A 13,798-nucleotide genomic window follows, 5' to 3' on the forward strand; every position below is an offset into this window, starting at 1 on the left:
GCTGAAAGTTGCTCTGTCTTGTAGCTGTCGAACGGCCAGTTGCCGGGGTCACCGTGCGCCTCGATCGTCGTGCTGACTTGCGCCGGCGTCTTTCCGGCCGGGAATTGCAGGTCTCCCAATTCGCTGCGGGGATACAGCCGTACCGCGATGTCGGTGGTCAGCACGTCGAATCGCTTGTCGTAGAGCGAATCTCCCGGATACACGAGCACGTTGACGGTCAGCCGATTCGCGACCGTCTTCAGTTCCTCAAGCCGCAATTGCACGATGGTCTCCTCGGCGCCGGCCGAGCCCAAGTCCAGCGGTGGCAGTGGCCCTTCCGAGCGCTCCAGCAAGTGCACACCGAACAACGACAGGCCGTAGGTGAAGACGACGGTCAACAGGACCGCCACTCCGACCACGACACGCGGCCTGCGTGACTTGCTCGACGACGATGGTGGTGGCGGCGGAGCCTCCGTGGGCGGAGCCTCGGACGGCGGGGCCTCAGCGGTCACGGCGTCAGGCTAGCGAACCCTTAACGGACGCGCGCGCCGTTCGAAGCGCCGTCACTCACCGGCCATCGCCGCTTAACCTGACGATTTGCTGGGCTCAGTCAGAGTCCGCCACGCAGCGAAAGCCGATATGGGTGGTGGCGGTGTCCTGAGACTGAGGTGACCGCGCGGCCGGCCGATAGCGATGGCAATACTCTGGCGCGCACAGGTGTGAGCCGCCCTTCAACGTCTGGCTGACATTGGGATCGGCGGGCCCGGAGGGACTGCAGCAGGCTTTCGGCGGCTGATCCAGCCGGTGGTGTGCGGAGAACCGCGTGGTGGTCCACTCCCAAACATTGCCGATCATGTCGAGCAAGCCGAATCCATTGGGCGAGAACGTGCCTACCGGTGAAGTCCCCACCCAGCCCAGCGCCCCGTCATTGCGGAAGGGAAATCGGCCTTGCCAGGTATTGGCCATCAACTGACCACCGGGTGCGACCTCGTTTCCCCAGGCATACGTCGTCGTGCTGCCGGCGCGCGCCGCATATTCCCATTCCCCTTCGGTGGGTAGCCGCCGGCCCGCCCAGCCCGCGTAGGCCGCGGCGTCGGGATAGGCCACCTGGACGACGGGGTGGTCGGCCCGGTCCGCGGCGGTGCTGTCCGGGCCCTGGGGACCGAACGGGAAGCGCCAGTACGCGCTCGCTTCCCACGCCCACCACTGCCGCCAGTTCCGCAAATCGACGGGTCCCGCGGTGGGCCGGAAAACCATTGCGCCAGCGCACAAATCGACCGGATCTGCCCCGGGATACAGCGCCGGGTCGATCGGCTGTTCGGCGACGGTCATATACCCGGTGGCCGCGACAAACTCCGCGAATTGGGCATTGGTCACCGGATGCCGTTCGATCGCAAACGGTTCGACGGCCACCGTGTGGATCGGCGCTTCTTCGGGGTAGAAGCTGGTCGACCCCATGCGGAAGGTTCCGCCGGGCAGTTCTACCAACTCGGTCAGCACTGGGTCAGTCCGATTGTCGATACCAGATCAGCATGTACATGGCCATGGCCGCGACCAGGGCTATCAACACCCAGAGCACCAGGGCCTGGTCCACCCAGGCACCCGGCGGCGGAGCGCCGGGCAGGAAGTTGCGGATGGGTATGACGGCGAACAGCATTGCCGCAAACCAGGTTACGAAGGGCGGCACGAATTTACGCTTACCCAGCGCAATCTGAATGGCCACCGCGAACGCCAACGCGGGAAGGCTGAACAGCACCAGGCAGATGCCCAGGTCGAAGATCAGCGGACCCTTGGACCGATGCAGGGTGACGATCACGTCGTCTTTCACATTCGGGTCCGGCTCGTCGGAGTCGTGCACGCGTTGGACGCTGACGTCCCAGCCCTCCATTTGTCCCGTCACTTCGACTCGGGCCGGGATGTACTTGCGGTCATTGCCCTGTCCGACAAGCACATCCGCCGAGATGGTGTCTGTGGTGTAGGAGTCGAACGGCCAGTTTCCGGGGTCGCCGTGGGCCTCGAGTGTGGTGGCCATCTGCGCGGGCCTTTTGCCCGCTGGATAGACCAGGTCACCCAAGTCGTTCTCGGGGTAGAAACGCACGGCGGTGTCGGTGGTCAGCACATCGAGGCGCTTGTCGAACATGTTGTCCTCGGGGATCACCAGCACCTTCACCGCCAACCGATTCCCGACGGTCTTCATTTCGTCCAGCCGGACCAGCACGACGGTGTCCTCGGAGGTGCCTAGATCCGGCGGCTGGAGCGGACCCGCGGACTTCGATAGCCAGTGCACCCCGAACAGCGACAGGGTGTAGACGAGTAGGAAGGCCACCAGGATGCCCATACCGAGGAGCAACCGCCGTCCGCGCGCCTTGTCGCGCGGCGCGGCGTGTCCCGTCGGGCTGGGCTGGTTCGGCGATGCCGGTGGTGTGGGTGGAGCCTCCGTGGTCATCGCTTACCTCTCGCTTGTCGCGCATAGGACCAGCAGATGGTAACGAACCGAACCCCGACGCGGGAGTACATCGGAATTTCCTAGGAACTGTCGTGATCACGCCCACAGTTCATCCGGCGTTTGTTTGCGGGTTATCTCGATAGACCTAAATGTCGTCATGAAATGCAACCGATTCGTCGCCGCTGCAAGCTTGCTGGCCGCGAGTGCCCTCGCGGTGTCGGCATGCAACACCCACCACACCACGCTGGTGTATGCCAGCGGCGCGAAGGTCGAATGCGGCGGTAAGCAAGCCATAGCCGCCAGCGGCTCGACCGCCCAGGCGCCCGCGATGACGCAGTTCATCAGCGCCTACCACAAGACCTGCCCCGGCCAGTCGCTCGCCTACTCCGCTATCGGCTCCGGTGCCGGAATCAACGAATTCCTGGCTGGCAAAACCGATTTCGCCGGATCCGACACCCCGTTGAATGCCGATCAGTATGCCGCTGCCAAACGGCGATGCGGCGGGGCCGACGCGTGGAATTTGCCCGTGGTGTTCGGTCCGCTGGCCATCACCTACAACCTCAACGCGGTTGACCGGTTGGTGCTCGACGCGCCCACCGCGGCCAAGATCTTCAACGGCACCATCAAGCGCTGGGACGACCCGGCCATCAGCGCGCTGAACTCTTCCATGCCGTCAGAGGACATCCGCGTCATCTACCGCAGCGACGAATCCGGCACCACGGAGAACTTCCAGGACTACCTGCAGGCCGCTGCTGGGGGCGCGTGGAACAACGGAACCGGCAAAAGCTTCCGGGGAGGCGTCGGCGCCGGCGCATTCGGCAACGAAGGCACCTCGGCCATGGTGAAGAACACCGAAGGGGCGATTTCCTACAACCTGTTGTCCTACGCCATGGAGCAAGGGCTGTTCGCGGCGGAGATCAAGACGGGCGCCAGCCGCAAGTCATTGCGTCCGGTGCGCATCGGCACCGACTCGGTCGGCAAGACGATTGCCGGCGCCAAGATCGTCGGCAAAGGCAACGACCTGGTGCTCGACATCTCGTCGTTCTACAACCCGACCCAACCCGACGTGTATCCGATCGTGTTGGCCACCTACGAGATCGTCTGCTCGAAGTACCCCACCGCCGGGGTTGCCGAAGCGGTGAAGGCCTTCCTACAGGCGGCGATCGGTCCGGGCCAACCGGACCTGGACCAGCATGGCTACATCCCGCTGTCGCCGGAGTTTCAGGCCCGGGTGTCCACCGCGGTGGACGCCATCAGCTGACGGTGCCTCTGGGCGGCTTGCGATCTCGCTGTCGGGTCCACGCCACGACGAACAGCGCCATCGCCACCACCAGGGCGATCAGCACCCACAACACGAAGGCCTGGTCGATCCAGGAACCGAACGGCGGGGAGCCGGGCAGGATGTTGCGGAGCGGGACGATGGCGAACAGCATCGCCGCGTACCAGGTGGAAAACGGCGGCAGGAAGGATGTTCGGCCCAGCGCCATCGGGATCGCCACCCATAGCGCCAACGCGGGCAGCGCCAACAGCACCAGGCAGATTCCGATGTCGAAGATCAGCGAGCTCTTGGATCGGTGCACCGTGATGACCACGTCGTCCAACGTGTTGGGGTCGGAATCGTCGGGGTCGTGAATGCGGGTGAGGGTGGCGTCCCAGCCGTCCATGTAACCGACCACTTCCACACGCGCGGGCACCTTTTCGCGGTTCTGACCGGAGCCGGTGAAGACATCGGCCGCGAGAATGTCGGTGCGGTAGGAGTCGAACGGCCAGTTCCCGGCGTCGCCGTGCGCCTCGATGCTGGTGGCGACCTGCGCCGGCGCCTTACCCACCGGGTATTGCAGATCGCCCAGGTCGTTCTCGGGATACAGGCGCACCGCGGCGTTGGTGGTCAGCACGCCGAAGTCTTTGTCGTACAGCGAATCCTTCGGGAAGACAAGGACATTGACGCTCAGCCGATTGGCGACGGTCTTCAGCTCGTTGAGGCGCACCTGGACGATGGTGTCGTCGGCCGAGTGTTGACTGAAATCCACCGGCGGCAGCGGCGGCGCCGATCTGGCCAGCAGGTGCACCCCCACCAGGGACAACACATAGACCGCGACAACAGCGAGCATGATGCCGAAACCGATAGCGAAGCGCCGACCGTGAAAGGCGGTCTTGGTCGGCACGGTCGGGGCCGTAGCCGGCTCCGTCGCTGGCGGGGGCGGCGGCGTCGGGTTAGCGGTCACGGTATACCCCCAGCTGGCGAGACGACACGGCGTGCAGATGCTAGCAGTTCCGAGGGCGGTGTTCAGGGTATGACGACCGCAAAGTCTTGCGTCAAGGCCGCTTTGGCCGCGGCAAAGCCGGCAGAGCGTCCGGTGACATGGATGGCGACCAGATACTGCTTGCTGTTGGTCCAGAGGTGGACGATGCGGTCGGCGAAGTCGATATCACCGGCCGGGCTTTGCAACGTGCCGGTGAGGAGTTGGCCGCTGTATCCGCACAACAGTGCTCCGGTGACCGCGAATTCGCGCCGAGGCAGCGGTTCACTGGCGATGTAGCGCAAGAACGCGGTGTCCGGCGCCAGGTCCGTCGAGGCGATGGTCACCTTCGCCATCATGCCGTCCGGCCCGGACAACACCAGCGCCGTATCTCCGGTGCCGGCCGACGCACTCCAGCCGTCGGGCACGGCGATGGTGGCCCGCGGCGCCGCCGGGTCAGACACCGCAGCGGTCACCGGGTGCCCGGCGCCGGCGGCCGGCCCAGCGCAGACGACGGCGTTGGCCGGCAGGGGGTGGCGGGCGGTCGCGGCGATGCCGGGCACCGGTTCTGCCGGATCGGACTTGCGCGGCGGCGACGAATACTGACTGCAGCATGCCAGCACCACCGCCAGAACCAACACCGCGGCGGCGCCGAGCGGGCGCCGCAACGGCTCAGTCGCGGGAGAAGGCAAGCGCGAGTTCGGCTTCGGCGTCTTCGTAGGGTCTACCGGACAGGTCGACGGTGACCTGCGCGATGGTGCCGCCGGTGAAATTGAAGGGCGGTTTGTAGCGGCTGGACACCGCCGACCCGCCGTTTCGCCCGACGGTGATACCGGCCCCGGCCAACCCGAACGTTCCCGGATGAGTGATCACGTCCCCCAGGACACCGATTGTGTGCTCATCGAAGTACAACGTGATGTCACCCAGTGGGGTGTGGCTGTTCGCCACCGTCCCGGTCCGGGCGTAGCGGACGCCGAAGACGTGCCTGCCCAATGGGATTGGGCCGTCGGAGGACACCAGCTGCTGGCGCTCACCGAGGAAGTTGTACACGTAATGCAGCCGGCCGTCCTGGATGAACAACACGTGACCCCCATGCGCGCCCCCCTGTTTGAACAACACGCCTTCGGCGCCGGTGGTGTCCACGGTGACGTCGGCCAGCACGGCGAACGACCGACCGCCTATCTCGGCGGCGGCGCCCATGCCGACGTCGGCGCAGTTCGGGTAGTAGATGTAGGTTGTCCGATCACCGGCCAGATAGGGCCGGAACCTGGTGAGCGTCTCTATCATGTTGAGATCGGCCAGCGGCAGACCGTTGTACTTGGCCGCCTCGGCGAACCACAGCGCTTTGAGTTCCTCCAGCTTCTCCGGCTGTTCGGCAGCCAGGTCGTGACATTGACTGCGGTCTTCGTCGATGTGGAACAGTTCCCAGCGGTCGGCATCGAAGTGCGACCAGCCGGCCGGGGTGGCGGCGTGAATGGTGTTGGCGAACCAGCCTTCATGCCAGATGCCCCGGGTGCCGAGCATGGTGTAGAACTGGGTGGTCTTGCCGGTGTCGGCGGCCGGGTCATCCAGTGCCGCTTTGAAACTCACCCCGTCCAGCGGCTTCTGTGCAATGCCCTTGACGGTTTCCGGGGGTGTCATGCTGAGCAGGTCGTAGACGGTCGGGGTGATGTCGGAGACGTTGACGTAGTTGTCGCGGACTTCGCCGTGCGCCGCAATGCCGTTGGGCCAGGAGATGATCGCCGTGTCGGCGATGCCGCCTTCATGTGAGGCGTAGCGCTTGAACAGTTTGTAAGGGGTGTTGAACGCCATAGCCCACCCGATCGGGTAGTGGTTGTAGGTCTCGGGTCCACCGAGGTGATCGAACAGCTTCATGCTTTCTTCGACCGTGTCGATGTACCCGTTGAAGAACTTGCCCTCGTTGACCGATCCGTTGGGGCCACCTTCCCCGCTGGCGCCGTTGTCGGAGATCACCACGATGATGGTGTTGTCCAATTGACCGGACTCATCGAGGTAGTCGAGTATCCGGCCGATCTGGGCGTCGGTGTAGCTGAGGAACCCGGCGAATACCTCGGCCATCCGGGCGAACAGCTTTTTCTCATCATCGTTGAGCGAGTCCCACGGTCGCACCGTGTCCTGCAACGGCCACGGCTCGCCTTGGGGCCCTTCGACGTCGAGATACGGGTTGATCGGCGACAATTCAGTGTCCGGTGGCACGATGCCCAAAGACTTCTGGTTCTCCAGCACGATCTCCCGGTAGCGCTCGTAACCCATGTCGAATTTGCCGGCGTACTTGTCCGCCCAATTCTTGAAGACGTGATGCGGGGCGTGGCCCGCGCCGGGGCACACGTAGCTGAACCACGGCTTTTCTGGCGCAATGACTTTGGCGTCGCGAATGAACTCGATCGTCTTGTCCGCGATGTCCTTGGACAGGTGGTAGCCGTCCTCGGGTATGCCGGGCGGGTTCACTGGGTGGTTGTCATAGACCAAGTCGGGGTACCACTGGTCGGTCTCGCCGCCCATGAACCCGTAGAACCGTTCGAAGCCACGTGAGAGGGGCCAGTTCCGTTTGGTGGACGCCATGCTCGACTCTTCCAGCGGAGTCAGGTGCCACTTGCCGACGCAGTACGTGTTGTAGCCCCGCTCGGCAAGCACCTCCGAGAGCAACGCCGTGTCGGTGGGAAGCCGACCGTTGCAGTTGGGGAAGCCGTCGGTGAACTCTTCGATGGTCGCCATGCCGACGGTGGTGGCGTTTCGCCCGGTGAGCAGGGACGCGCGGGTGGGCGAGCACAGTGCGGTGGTGTGGAATTGGGACAGCCGCACTCCGCGCTCGGCGATGCGGGTCATGGCCGGCATCTCGACCAGCCCGCCGAAGCAGTCCCAGGTCGCGATGCCGGTGTCGTCCCACACCAGATACAGGATGTTGGGTGAGTTCTCGGGTGCAGTGGGCGCGGCGTACGGGCCCCAGTCGGGCTCCGAGTCGCGGATGTCCAGCTCGATCTTGCCGTTGAACTCGGTCGGCCCAGTAGCCATTGCTCAGCCTCACTCCCGTAGTGGACCCGAATGTCCGTGGACATTACACGCGCCGGGCGTCGCCGAGTGTGAGCTCAGGAATTTGGGTGTGAACAGCGGGTGCAGAAATCGCGAAATCTCCGCCGGGGCCGCACGCTGAAGGCCCAGGTTGCACGCTGAAGACGCCCAATACACAAACGCCCGGAACCGCGAGGGTCCCGGGCGCAGGTGCGAATGAAAGCTACCTGAAAGCTACTTGGCCTTCTCGAGAATCTCGACCAGCCGCCAGCGCTTGGTCGCCGACAGCGGACGTGTCTCCATCAACGAGACGCGGTCGCCGATGCCGGCAATACTGTTCTCGTCGTGCGCCTTGACCTTCTTGGTGGTGCGAATGATCTTGCCGTACAACGGGTGCCGGACGCGATCTTCCAGTTCGACCACGATGGTCTTCTGCATCTTGTCGCTCACCACGTAGCCGATGCGGGTCTTGCGGCGACCGCGCGGCTTGGGCGTGGCGGGAGTGTGCTTGGAGCCCTTCTCCTTCGACGGGGCGTCTTTCGCGCTAGCTGCCTTCGGGGCGGTCTTCTTTGCGCCGGTCGTAGCCTCTGCCATCACGCTTCCTCGTTGTCGGAGCCGTCGGGTCCGGATGCCAGACCCAGTTCTCGTTCCCGCAGCACGGTGTAGACGCGAGCGATTTCCTGACGCACCGTGCGAAGCCGGCGGTTGTTGCTCAGCTGTCCGGTCGCCATCTGGAAGCGCAGGTTGAACAACTCTTCCTTGGACTCACGCAGACGATCGGTCAGTTCCTCGTTGCTGAGCTCACGCAGTTCGCCAGGGGAAATTCCCACTGCCATCAGAACTGCTCCTCTCGGGTCACGATGCGCGCCTTGATCGGCAACTTGTGGATCGCGCGGGTCAGCGCCGCGCGGGCGGTCTGCTCATTGGGGTAGCTCAACTCGAACAGCACCCGGCCCGGCTTGACGTTGGCCACCCACCACTCCGGCGAACCCTTACCCGAGCCCATCCGGGTCTCGGCGGGCTTCTTGGTCAGCGGACGGTCCGGGAAGATGTTGATCCACACCTTTCCACCACGCTTGATGTGCCGGTTGATGGCGATACGGGCGGACTCGATCTGCCGGTTGGTCACATAGGCGTGCTCGAGCGCCTGGATGCCATAGTCACCGAAGTTGACCGTCGTGCCGCCGCTGGCGACGCCACGCTGGCGAGGGTGGTGCTGCTTGCGGTGTTTGACCTTGCGGGGAATCAACATGATTCAGCTCTCCGTGCTCTGCGCTTCAGTTGCTGGGGCGCTGTCGCCCGCGGGGGCCGCAGCGCTTGCCGTGCTTTCGTCGCCGCCCGCGGCGCGACCGGCGTCGGTCCCGGTCGCCGTGGTGCCCGAGGCGCCGCTGCGTCGCGGCCGGGTGCCCGACGGACGCTCGCGGCGCGGCCGGTCGGCACCTGCCGGGGCCGCGGCGGCCAACTCCCGCTTGCCGCCGACGATGTCGCCCTTGTAGATCCACACCTTCACGCCGATGCGACCGAAGGTGGTCTTGGCCTCGTACAGGCCGTAGTCGATGTCTGCCCGCAAGGTGTGCAGCGGAACGCGGCCCTCTCGGTAGAACTCCGAGCGGCTCATCTCCGCACCGCCGAGGCGGCCCGAGCACTGCACCCGGATGCCCTTGACGTTGGGCTGGCGCATGGCCGACTGGATCGCCTTGCGCATCGCGCGCCGGAACGCCACCCGGTTGCTCAGCTGTTCGGCGACACCTTGGGCCACCAACTGTGCTTGCGACTCAGGGTTTTTCACTTCCAGGATGTTCAGCTGAACCTGCTTCTTGGTCAGCTTCTCCAGGTCGGCGCGGATCCGGTCGGCCTCGGTGCCGCGACGACCGATGACGATGCCGGGGCGGGCCGTGTGGATGTCCACCCGCACCCGATCCCGGGTGCGCTCGATCTCCACGTCGGCGATGCCGGCGCGCTCGAGCCCACTGGACAGCAGCCGGCGGATCGCCACGTCCTCCTTGACGTACTCGGAGTACTGCTTGTCGGCGTACCAGCGCGACTTCCAGTCGGTGGTGATGCCCAACCGGAAGCCGTGCGGATTGATCTTCTGGCCCACTAGTCTGAGCCTCCCTTCGCGTCAGAAGTCTCAGACGTCTTGGCTTCCGCCTTGGGTGCGGCCTTCTTTGCCGGTGCCTTGGTGGCGGCTTTCTTCGCGGGTGCCTTCTTGGCAGGCGCCTTCGCGGCGGCCTTGCTGCCCTCGGCGCGGCGCGACCGCGACGACTTCGACGACCGCTGGTCTTTGCTGGGGCGGCTTTCCACCACGACGGTGATGTGGCTGGTGCGCTTGCGAATCCGGAACGCGCGCCCCTGGGCGCGCGGACGGATGCGCTTGGCGGTCGGACCCTCGTCGGCGTACACCGTGGCCACCACCAGGGTGGCCGGGTCCAGCCCGTTGTTGTTCTGCGCGTTGGCCGCTGCGCTGGCGATCACCTTGGCGACCGGCTCACTGGCGGCCTGCGGCGCCCACCGCAGGATGTCGAGGGCGTCGGTCACCGACTTGCCGCGGACCAGGTCGATGACCCGGCGCGCCTTGCGCGGCGACACCCGCACGAACCGCGCCTTGGCGGTCGCCGACGGATATTCGATAGTCGTGGTGCTCATCGCCGCTTGCTCTTTCGGTCGTCCTTGATGTGCCCCTTGAACGTGCGGGTGGGCGCGAACTCACCGAGCTTGTGCCCCACCATCGCCTCGGTGACGAACACCGGGACGTGCTTGCGGCCGTCGTGCACCGCGAAGGTGTGTCCGATGAAGTCAGGGATGATGGTCGAGCGCCGCGACCAGGTCTTGATGACCTGCTTGGTGTTCTTTTCGTTCTGCACGTCGACCTTCTTGAGCAGATGGTCGTCGACGAACGGGCCCTTCTTCAGGCTGCGTGGCATAGCTGGCTACTCTCCTGAATCCCTAACGCCCGTGCTTCTTGCCGGTGCGCCGGCGTCGGACGATGAGCTTGTTGCTGGCTTTGTTCGGGTTGCGGGTGCGGCCCTCGGGCTTGCCCCACGGACTGACCGGGTGCCGACCACCGGAGGTCTTACCCTCACCACCGCCGTGCGGGTGGTCGACCGGGTTCATCACCACACCACGAACCGACGGGCGCTTGCCCTTCCACCGCATGCGGCCGGCCTTGCCCCAGTTGATGTTCGCCTGCTCGGCGTTGCCCACCTCGCCGACCGTCGCGCGGCAGCGGACGTCGACGCGGCGGATCTCACCGCTGGGCATACGCAGCGAGGCGTAGGTGGCCTCTTTACCGAGCAACTGGATGCTCGAACCGGCCGACCGCGCCAGTTTGGCACCGCCGCCGGGCCGCAACTCCACCGCGTGAACCAACGTACCGGCCGGGATGTTGCGCAGCGGCAGGTTGTTACCGGGCTTGATGTCGGCGTTGGCGCCGGACTCCACGATGTCACCCTGCGAAAGCCCGTTGGGCGCAATGATGTAGCGCTTCTCGCCATCCAGGAAGTGCAGCAGTGCGATGCGGGCGGTGCGGTTCGGGTCGTACTCGATGTGGGCGACCTTGGCGTTGACACCGTCTTTGTCGTTGCGGCGGAAGTCGATGACCCGGTAGGCGCGCTTGTGCCCGCCACCCTTGTGGCGAGTGGTGATGCGGCCGTGGGCGTTACGCCCACCGTGGCCGTGCAGCGGGCGAACCAGCGACTTCTCCGGGGTGGACCGAGTGATCTCGGCGAAGTCGGACACGCTGGCGCCGCGACGGCCGGGCGTCGTCGGCTTGTACTTACGAATTGCCATGTCTAATCAGGTCTTTCTCTCGCGCTCCGCTAGGCCGGGGCCCCGAACAGATCGATCGGCTTGCTACCCGGCGCCAAGGTGACGATGGCGCGCTTGGTGCTCTTGCGCTTGCCGTATCCGGTCCGGGTGCGCTTGCGCTTGCCCTGCCGGTTGGCCGTGTTCACCGAGGCGACCTTGACGGAAAAGATCTTCTCGACGGCGATCTTGATCTGCGTCTTGTTCGAATCCGGGTGCACCACAAATGTGTACACGTTGTCGTCGAGCAAGCCGTAGGACTTCTCCGAGATCACCGGGGCCAGGATGATGTCGCGGGGGTCAGCGATGGTCGCCATCTACGCCGTTACCTCCTCGGATGTGTGGGCCGAAATGTAGGCGTTGAGCGCTTCCACGCTGAACACCACGTCGTCGGCCCGCAACACGTCATAGGTGTTGAGCTGATCGGGCGTCAGGAGGTGCACACCGGGGAGGTTGCGCACGCTCTTGGCGCCCGTCTGGTCGCTGCGCCCGATGACCACCAGCACCTGCTTGCGGTCGGTGATCGTGCCCAGAAATGCCTTGGCGCTTTTGGTCGACGGGATCTGGCCCTCGACCAGTTCGGTCACCGCGTGAATACGGCCGTTGCGGGCCCGGTCGGACAGCGCGCCGCGCAGTGCGGCGGCGATCATCTTCTTGGGCGTGCGCTGGCTGTAGTCGCGCGGCGTCGGACCGTGCACCGTGCCACCGCCGGTGAACTGCGGGGCCCGTGTCGAACCCTGCCGCGCGCGGCCGGTTCCCTTCTGCCGGTAAGGCTTACGACCACCACCGCGGACCTCGCCACGGGTCTTGGTCTTGTGCGTGCCCTGACGGGCCGCGGCCCGCTGCGCGGTCACCACCTGGTGCATCAGCGCGATGTTGGCCGGGGCGTCGAACAGCGCGGCCGGCAGGTCGATGGAGCCGTCCACCGAGCCGGCGGGCGTCTTGACGTCAATGGTCAACGATTGCTCAGCCATTACTTCTCACCTCGTTTGATCGCGCTGCGAACCACGACGAGAGAGCCGGTGCGGCCGGGGACCGCCCCCTTGATCAACAGCACGCCGTTTTCCGCGTCGACCTTGTGCACCACCAGGTTCTGCACGGTCACCCGGTCGTTACCCATCCGGCCGGCCATCCGGGTGCCCTTGAAGACGCGGGCCGGAGTAGCGCAGCCGCCGATGGAACCCGGCCGACGGTGCACCGCCTGGGCACCGTGGCTGGCGCCCTGGCCGCGGAAACCGTGCCGCTTCATGGTGCCGGCGAAGCCCTTGCCCTTGGAGGTTCCGGTGACGTCGACGTATGCGCCGTCGGCGAAAATCTCCGCCGTCAACTCCTGGCCGACCTCATACTCGGTCGCTCCGCCGTCGTCGAGCCGCAGCTCGGCCAGATGCCGGCGCGGGTTGACGCCCGCGGCGGTGAACTGACCGGTGACCGGCTTGTTGACCTTGCGCGGGCTGATCTCGCCGTACGCCAACTGCACAGCGCTGTACCCGTCCTGCTCGGGCGTACGGATACGTGTCACCACGTTGGGACCGGCTTTCACCACGGTCACCGGGACCACCCGGTTGTTTTCGTCGAACACCTGCGTCATGCCCAGCTTGGTGCCCAGAATGCCTTTTCTCGCCATTGCTCGCCGAATTCCTACTGGATGTTGACGTCGACACTGGCCGGAAGATCGATGCGCATCAGCGCGTCAACGGTCTTCGGCGTCGGATCGAGGATGTCGATCAACCGCTTGTGAGTCCGCATCTCGAAGTGCTCTCGCGAGTCCTTGTACTTATGCGGTGAACGGATCACGCAGTACACGTTCTTCTCGGTCGGCAGCGGCACCGGGCCGACAACGCTGGCGCCGGTACGTACGACGGTCTCGACGATCTTGCGTGCCGACGCGTCAATGGCCTCATGGTCGTAGGCCTTGAGCCTGATGCGGATCTTTTGTCCCGCCACGCTTCTGCTACCTCATCTCCCACACTCGGGCCCGTGTCCGGACTTCGAGTCGTTTCCTGACCCCGTGCTCCCCGACGCGCAGATCGGCGCTCGATTACCGAGGCCGATCGCGTCGCGCCGGATACAGCGCCGCTGTTTACCTGTCGTGGTCCACCGGCCCCCGCGCTCGGGTGTGTCACCCGCACGCAGCCTTCAAGACGACCGAAATTAGTCGCTCCAAGGATGGGACCGGACGCGCCCGTTTGGACGCTGGTCTATGCCCGGCCAAGCGCAAACCTGGCTCAAGGCAACCTGAACAGTATGCCTCAGATCAGCGCTTGAGCCAAATCCCAGCTCATGGCTGCAGTACGCTCCG

At 65.2% G+C, this 13,798-nt stretch carries 18 protein-coding genes; 1 reads left to right on the plus strand and 17 read right to left on the minus strand.

The annotated features are described in order from the left end of the window. From A9W95_RS08675 to A9W95_RS08685, 3 genes are all read right to left on the minus strand, one after another. The coding region (locus tag A9W95_RS08675) for a DUF4436 family protein (protein WP_371328041.1) at positions 1 to 398 on the minus strand (398 nt) is incomplete at its 3' end. Positions 399 to 585: 187 nt separating this feature from the next. Next, positions 586 to 1,479 (minus strand): formylglycine-generating enzyme family protein, encoded by an 894-nt coding sequence (locus A9W95_RS08680; RefSeq protein WP_067410870.1) that lies wholly within the window; start codon positions 1,477 to 1,479, stop codon positions 586 to 588. A gap of 4 nt (positions 1,480 to 1,483) precedes the next feature. Then, complete coding sequence (locus A9W95_RS08685) at positions 1,484 to 2,425, minus strand: DUF4436 domain-containing protein (protein ID WP_067410873.1); 942 nt, start codon at positions 2,423 to 2,425, stop codon at positions 1,484 to 1,486. 157 nt (positions 2,426 to 2,582) lie between these two features. Between A9W95_RS08685 and pstS the strand changes: the two genes are divergently transcribed. Next, positions 2,583 to 3,686, plus strand: a complete 1,104-nt coding sequence (gene pstS, locus A9W95_RS08690) for a phosphate ABC transporter substrate-binding protein PstS (RefSeq protein ID WP_067410876.1) — start codon at positions 2,583 to 2,585, stop codon at positions 3,684 to 3,686. Here pstS and A9W95_RS08695 read toward each other — a convergent pair. From A9W95_RS08695 to rpsJ, 14 genes are all read right to left on the minus strand, one after another. Beyond that, positions 3,679 to 4,650, minus strand: a complete 972-nt coding sequence (locus A9W95_RS08695) for a DUF4436 domain-containing protein (RefSeq protein ID WP_371328039.1) — start codon at positions 4,648 to 4,650, stop codon at positions 3,679 to 3,681. The two genes, pstS and A9W95_RS08695, sit on opposite strands and share 8 nt — an antisense overlap. A gap of 62 nt (positions 4,651 to 4,712) precedes the next feature. Beyond that, entirely contained in the window at positions 4,713 to 5,333 is a 621-nt protein-coding gene (locus A9W95_RS27845; protein WP_253851595.1) for a hypothetical protein, read from the minus strand. A 4-nt stretch (positions 5,334 to 5,337) separates the two neighbouring features. Beyond that, complete coding sequence (locus A9W95_RS08705) at positions 5,338 to 7,698, minus strand: arylsulfatase (protein WP_067410877.1); 2,361 nt, start codon at positions 7,696 to 7,698, stop codon at positions 5,338 to 5,340. 231 nt (positions 7,699 to 7,929) lie between these two features. Further along, positions 7,930 to 8,292, minus strand: a complete 363-nt coding sequence (rpsQ, locus tag A9W95_RS08710; protein ID WP_371328040.1) for a 30S ribosomal protein S17 — start codon at positions 8,290 to 8,292, stop codon at positions 7,930 to 7,932. Beyond that, positions 8,289 to 8,531, minus strand: coding sequence for a 50S ribosomal protein L29 (gene rpmC, locus A9W95_RS08715; RefSeq protein ID WP_067410884.1), 243 nt, complete (start codon positions 8,529 to 8,531; stop codon positions 8,289 to 8,291). Before rpmC ends, rpsQ begins: the two co-directional genes overlap by 4 nt. Then, entirely contained in the window at positions 8,531 to 8,947 is a 417-nt protein-coding gene (rplP, locus tag A9W95_RS08720; protein WP_067410887.1) for a 50S ribosomal protein L16, read from the minus strand. The genes rpmC and rplP overlap by 1 nt, the downstream gene beginning before the upstream one ends. A 3-nt stretch (positions 8,948 to 8,950) precedes the next feature. After that, on the minus strand, positions 8,951 to 9,796 hold the full coding sequence (gene rpsC, locus A9W95_RS08725) for a 30S ribosomal protein S3 (RefSeq protein WP_067410890.1): 846 nt from the start codon (positions 9,794 to 9,796) through the stop codon (positions 8,951 to 8,953). Further along, entirely contained in the window at positions 9,796 to 10,341 is a 546-nt protein-coding gene (gene rplV, locus A9W95_RS08730) for a 50S ribosomal protein L22 (RefSeq protein ID WP_067410894.1), read from the minus strand. Before rplV ends, rpsC begins: the two co-directional genes overlap by 1 nt. Next, the gene (gene rpsS, locus A9W95_RS08735) at positions 10,338 to 10,619 is read right to left on the minus strand and encodes a 30S ribosomal protein S19 (RefSeq protein WP_003892827.1); all 282 of its coding nucleotides are present in this window, start codon (positions 10,617 to 10,619) and stop codon (positions 10,338 to 10,340) included. Before rpsS ends, rplV begins: the two co-directional genes overlap by 4 nt. A gap of 22 nt (positions 10,620 to 10,641) precedes the next feature. Next, complete coding sequence (gene rplB / locus A9W95_RS08740) at positions 10,642 to 11,484, minus strand: 50S ribosomal protein L2 (protein WP_067410897.1); 843 nt, start codon at positions 11,482 to 11,484, stop codon at positions 10,642 to 10,644. A gap of 29 nt (positions 11,485 to 11,513) precedes the next feature. Then, positions 11,514 to 11,816 (minus strand): 50S ribosomal protein L23, encoded by a 303-nt coding sequence (rplW, locus tag A9W95_RS08745; protein WP_067241936.1) that lies wholly within the window; start codon positions 11,814 to 11,816, stop codon positions 11,514 to 11,516. Then, positions 11,817 to 12,473: a 50S ribosomal protein L4 gene (gene rplD / locus A9W95_RS08750; RefSeq protein WP_067410899.1), complete on the minus strand. Its 657-nt coding sequence runs from the start codon at positions 12,471 to 12,473 to the stop codon at positions 11,817 to 11,819. Next, positions 12,473 to 13,123 (minus strand): 50S ribosomal protein L3, encoded by a 651-nt coding sequence (rplC, locus tag A9W95_RS08755; RefSeq protein WP_067410902.1) that lies wholly within the window; start codon positions 13,121 to 13,123, stop codon positions 12,473 to 12,475. Before rplC ends, rplD begins: the two co-directional genes overlap by 1 nt. Before the next feature lie 14 nt (positions 13,124 to 13,137). Then, entirely contained in the window at positions 13,138 to 13,443 is a 306-nt protein-coding gene (gene rpsJ, locus A9W95_RS08760; RefSeq protein ID WP_003873519.1) for a 30S ribosomal protein S10, read from the minus strand. Positions 13,444 to 13,798: the final 355 nt, after the last annotated feature.

The organism is Mycobacterium sp. 1423905.2, assembly GCF_001673155.1.
Lineage (GTDB): Bacteria > Actinomycetota > Actinomycetes > Mycobacteriales > Mycobacteriaceae > Mycobacterium.

Bases quoted from the DNA above. Each gene is read 5' to 3' on its own strand.
- A9W95_RS08685 (WP_067410873.1), bottom strand. From the start codon at position 2,425: ATGACCACGGAGGCTCCACCCACACCACCGGCATCGCCGAACCAGCCC.
- pstS (WP_067410876.1), top strand. From the start codon at position 2,583: ATGAAATGCAACCGATTCGTCGCCGCTGCAAGCTTGCTGGCCGCGAGT.
- A9W95_RS08705 (WP_067410877.1), bottom strand. From the start codon at position 7,698: ATGGCTACTGGGCCGACCGAGTTCAACGGCAAGATCGAGCTGGACATC.
- rpmC (WP_067410884.1), bottom strand. From the start codon at position 8,531: ATGGCAGTGGGAATTTCCCCTGGCGAACTGCGTGAGCTCAGCAACGAG.
- rplP (WP_067410887.1), bottom strand. From the start codon at position 8,947: ATGTTGATTCCCCGCAAGGTCAAACACCGCAAGCAGCACCACCCTCGC.
- rplV (WP_067410894.1), bottom strand. From the start codon at position 10,341: ATGAGCACCACGACTATCGAATATCCGTCGGCGACCGCCAAGGCGCGG.
- rpsS (WP_003892827.1), bottom strand. From the start codon at position 10,619: ATGCCACGCAGCCTGAAGAAGGGCCCGTTCGTCGACGACCATCTGCTC.
- rplB (WP_067410897.1), bottom strand. From the start codon at position 11,484: ATGGCAATTCGTAAGTACAAGCCGACGACGCCCGGCCGTCGCGGCGCC.
- rplW (WP_067241936.1), bottom strand. From the start codon at position 11,816: ATGGCGACCATCGCTGACCCCCGCGACATCATCCTGGCCCCGGTGATC.
- rplD (WP_067410899.1), bottom strand. From the start codon at position 12,473: ATGGCTGAGCAATCGTTGACCATTGACGTCAAGACGCCCGCCGGCTCG.
- rplC (WP_067410902.1), bottom strand. From the start codon at position 13,123: ATGGCGAGAAAAGGCATTCTGGGCACCAAGCTGGGCATGACGCAGGTG.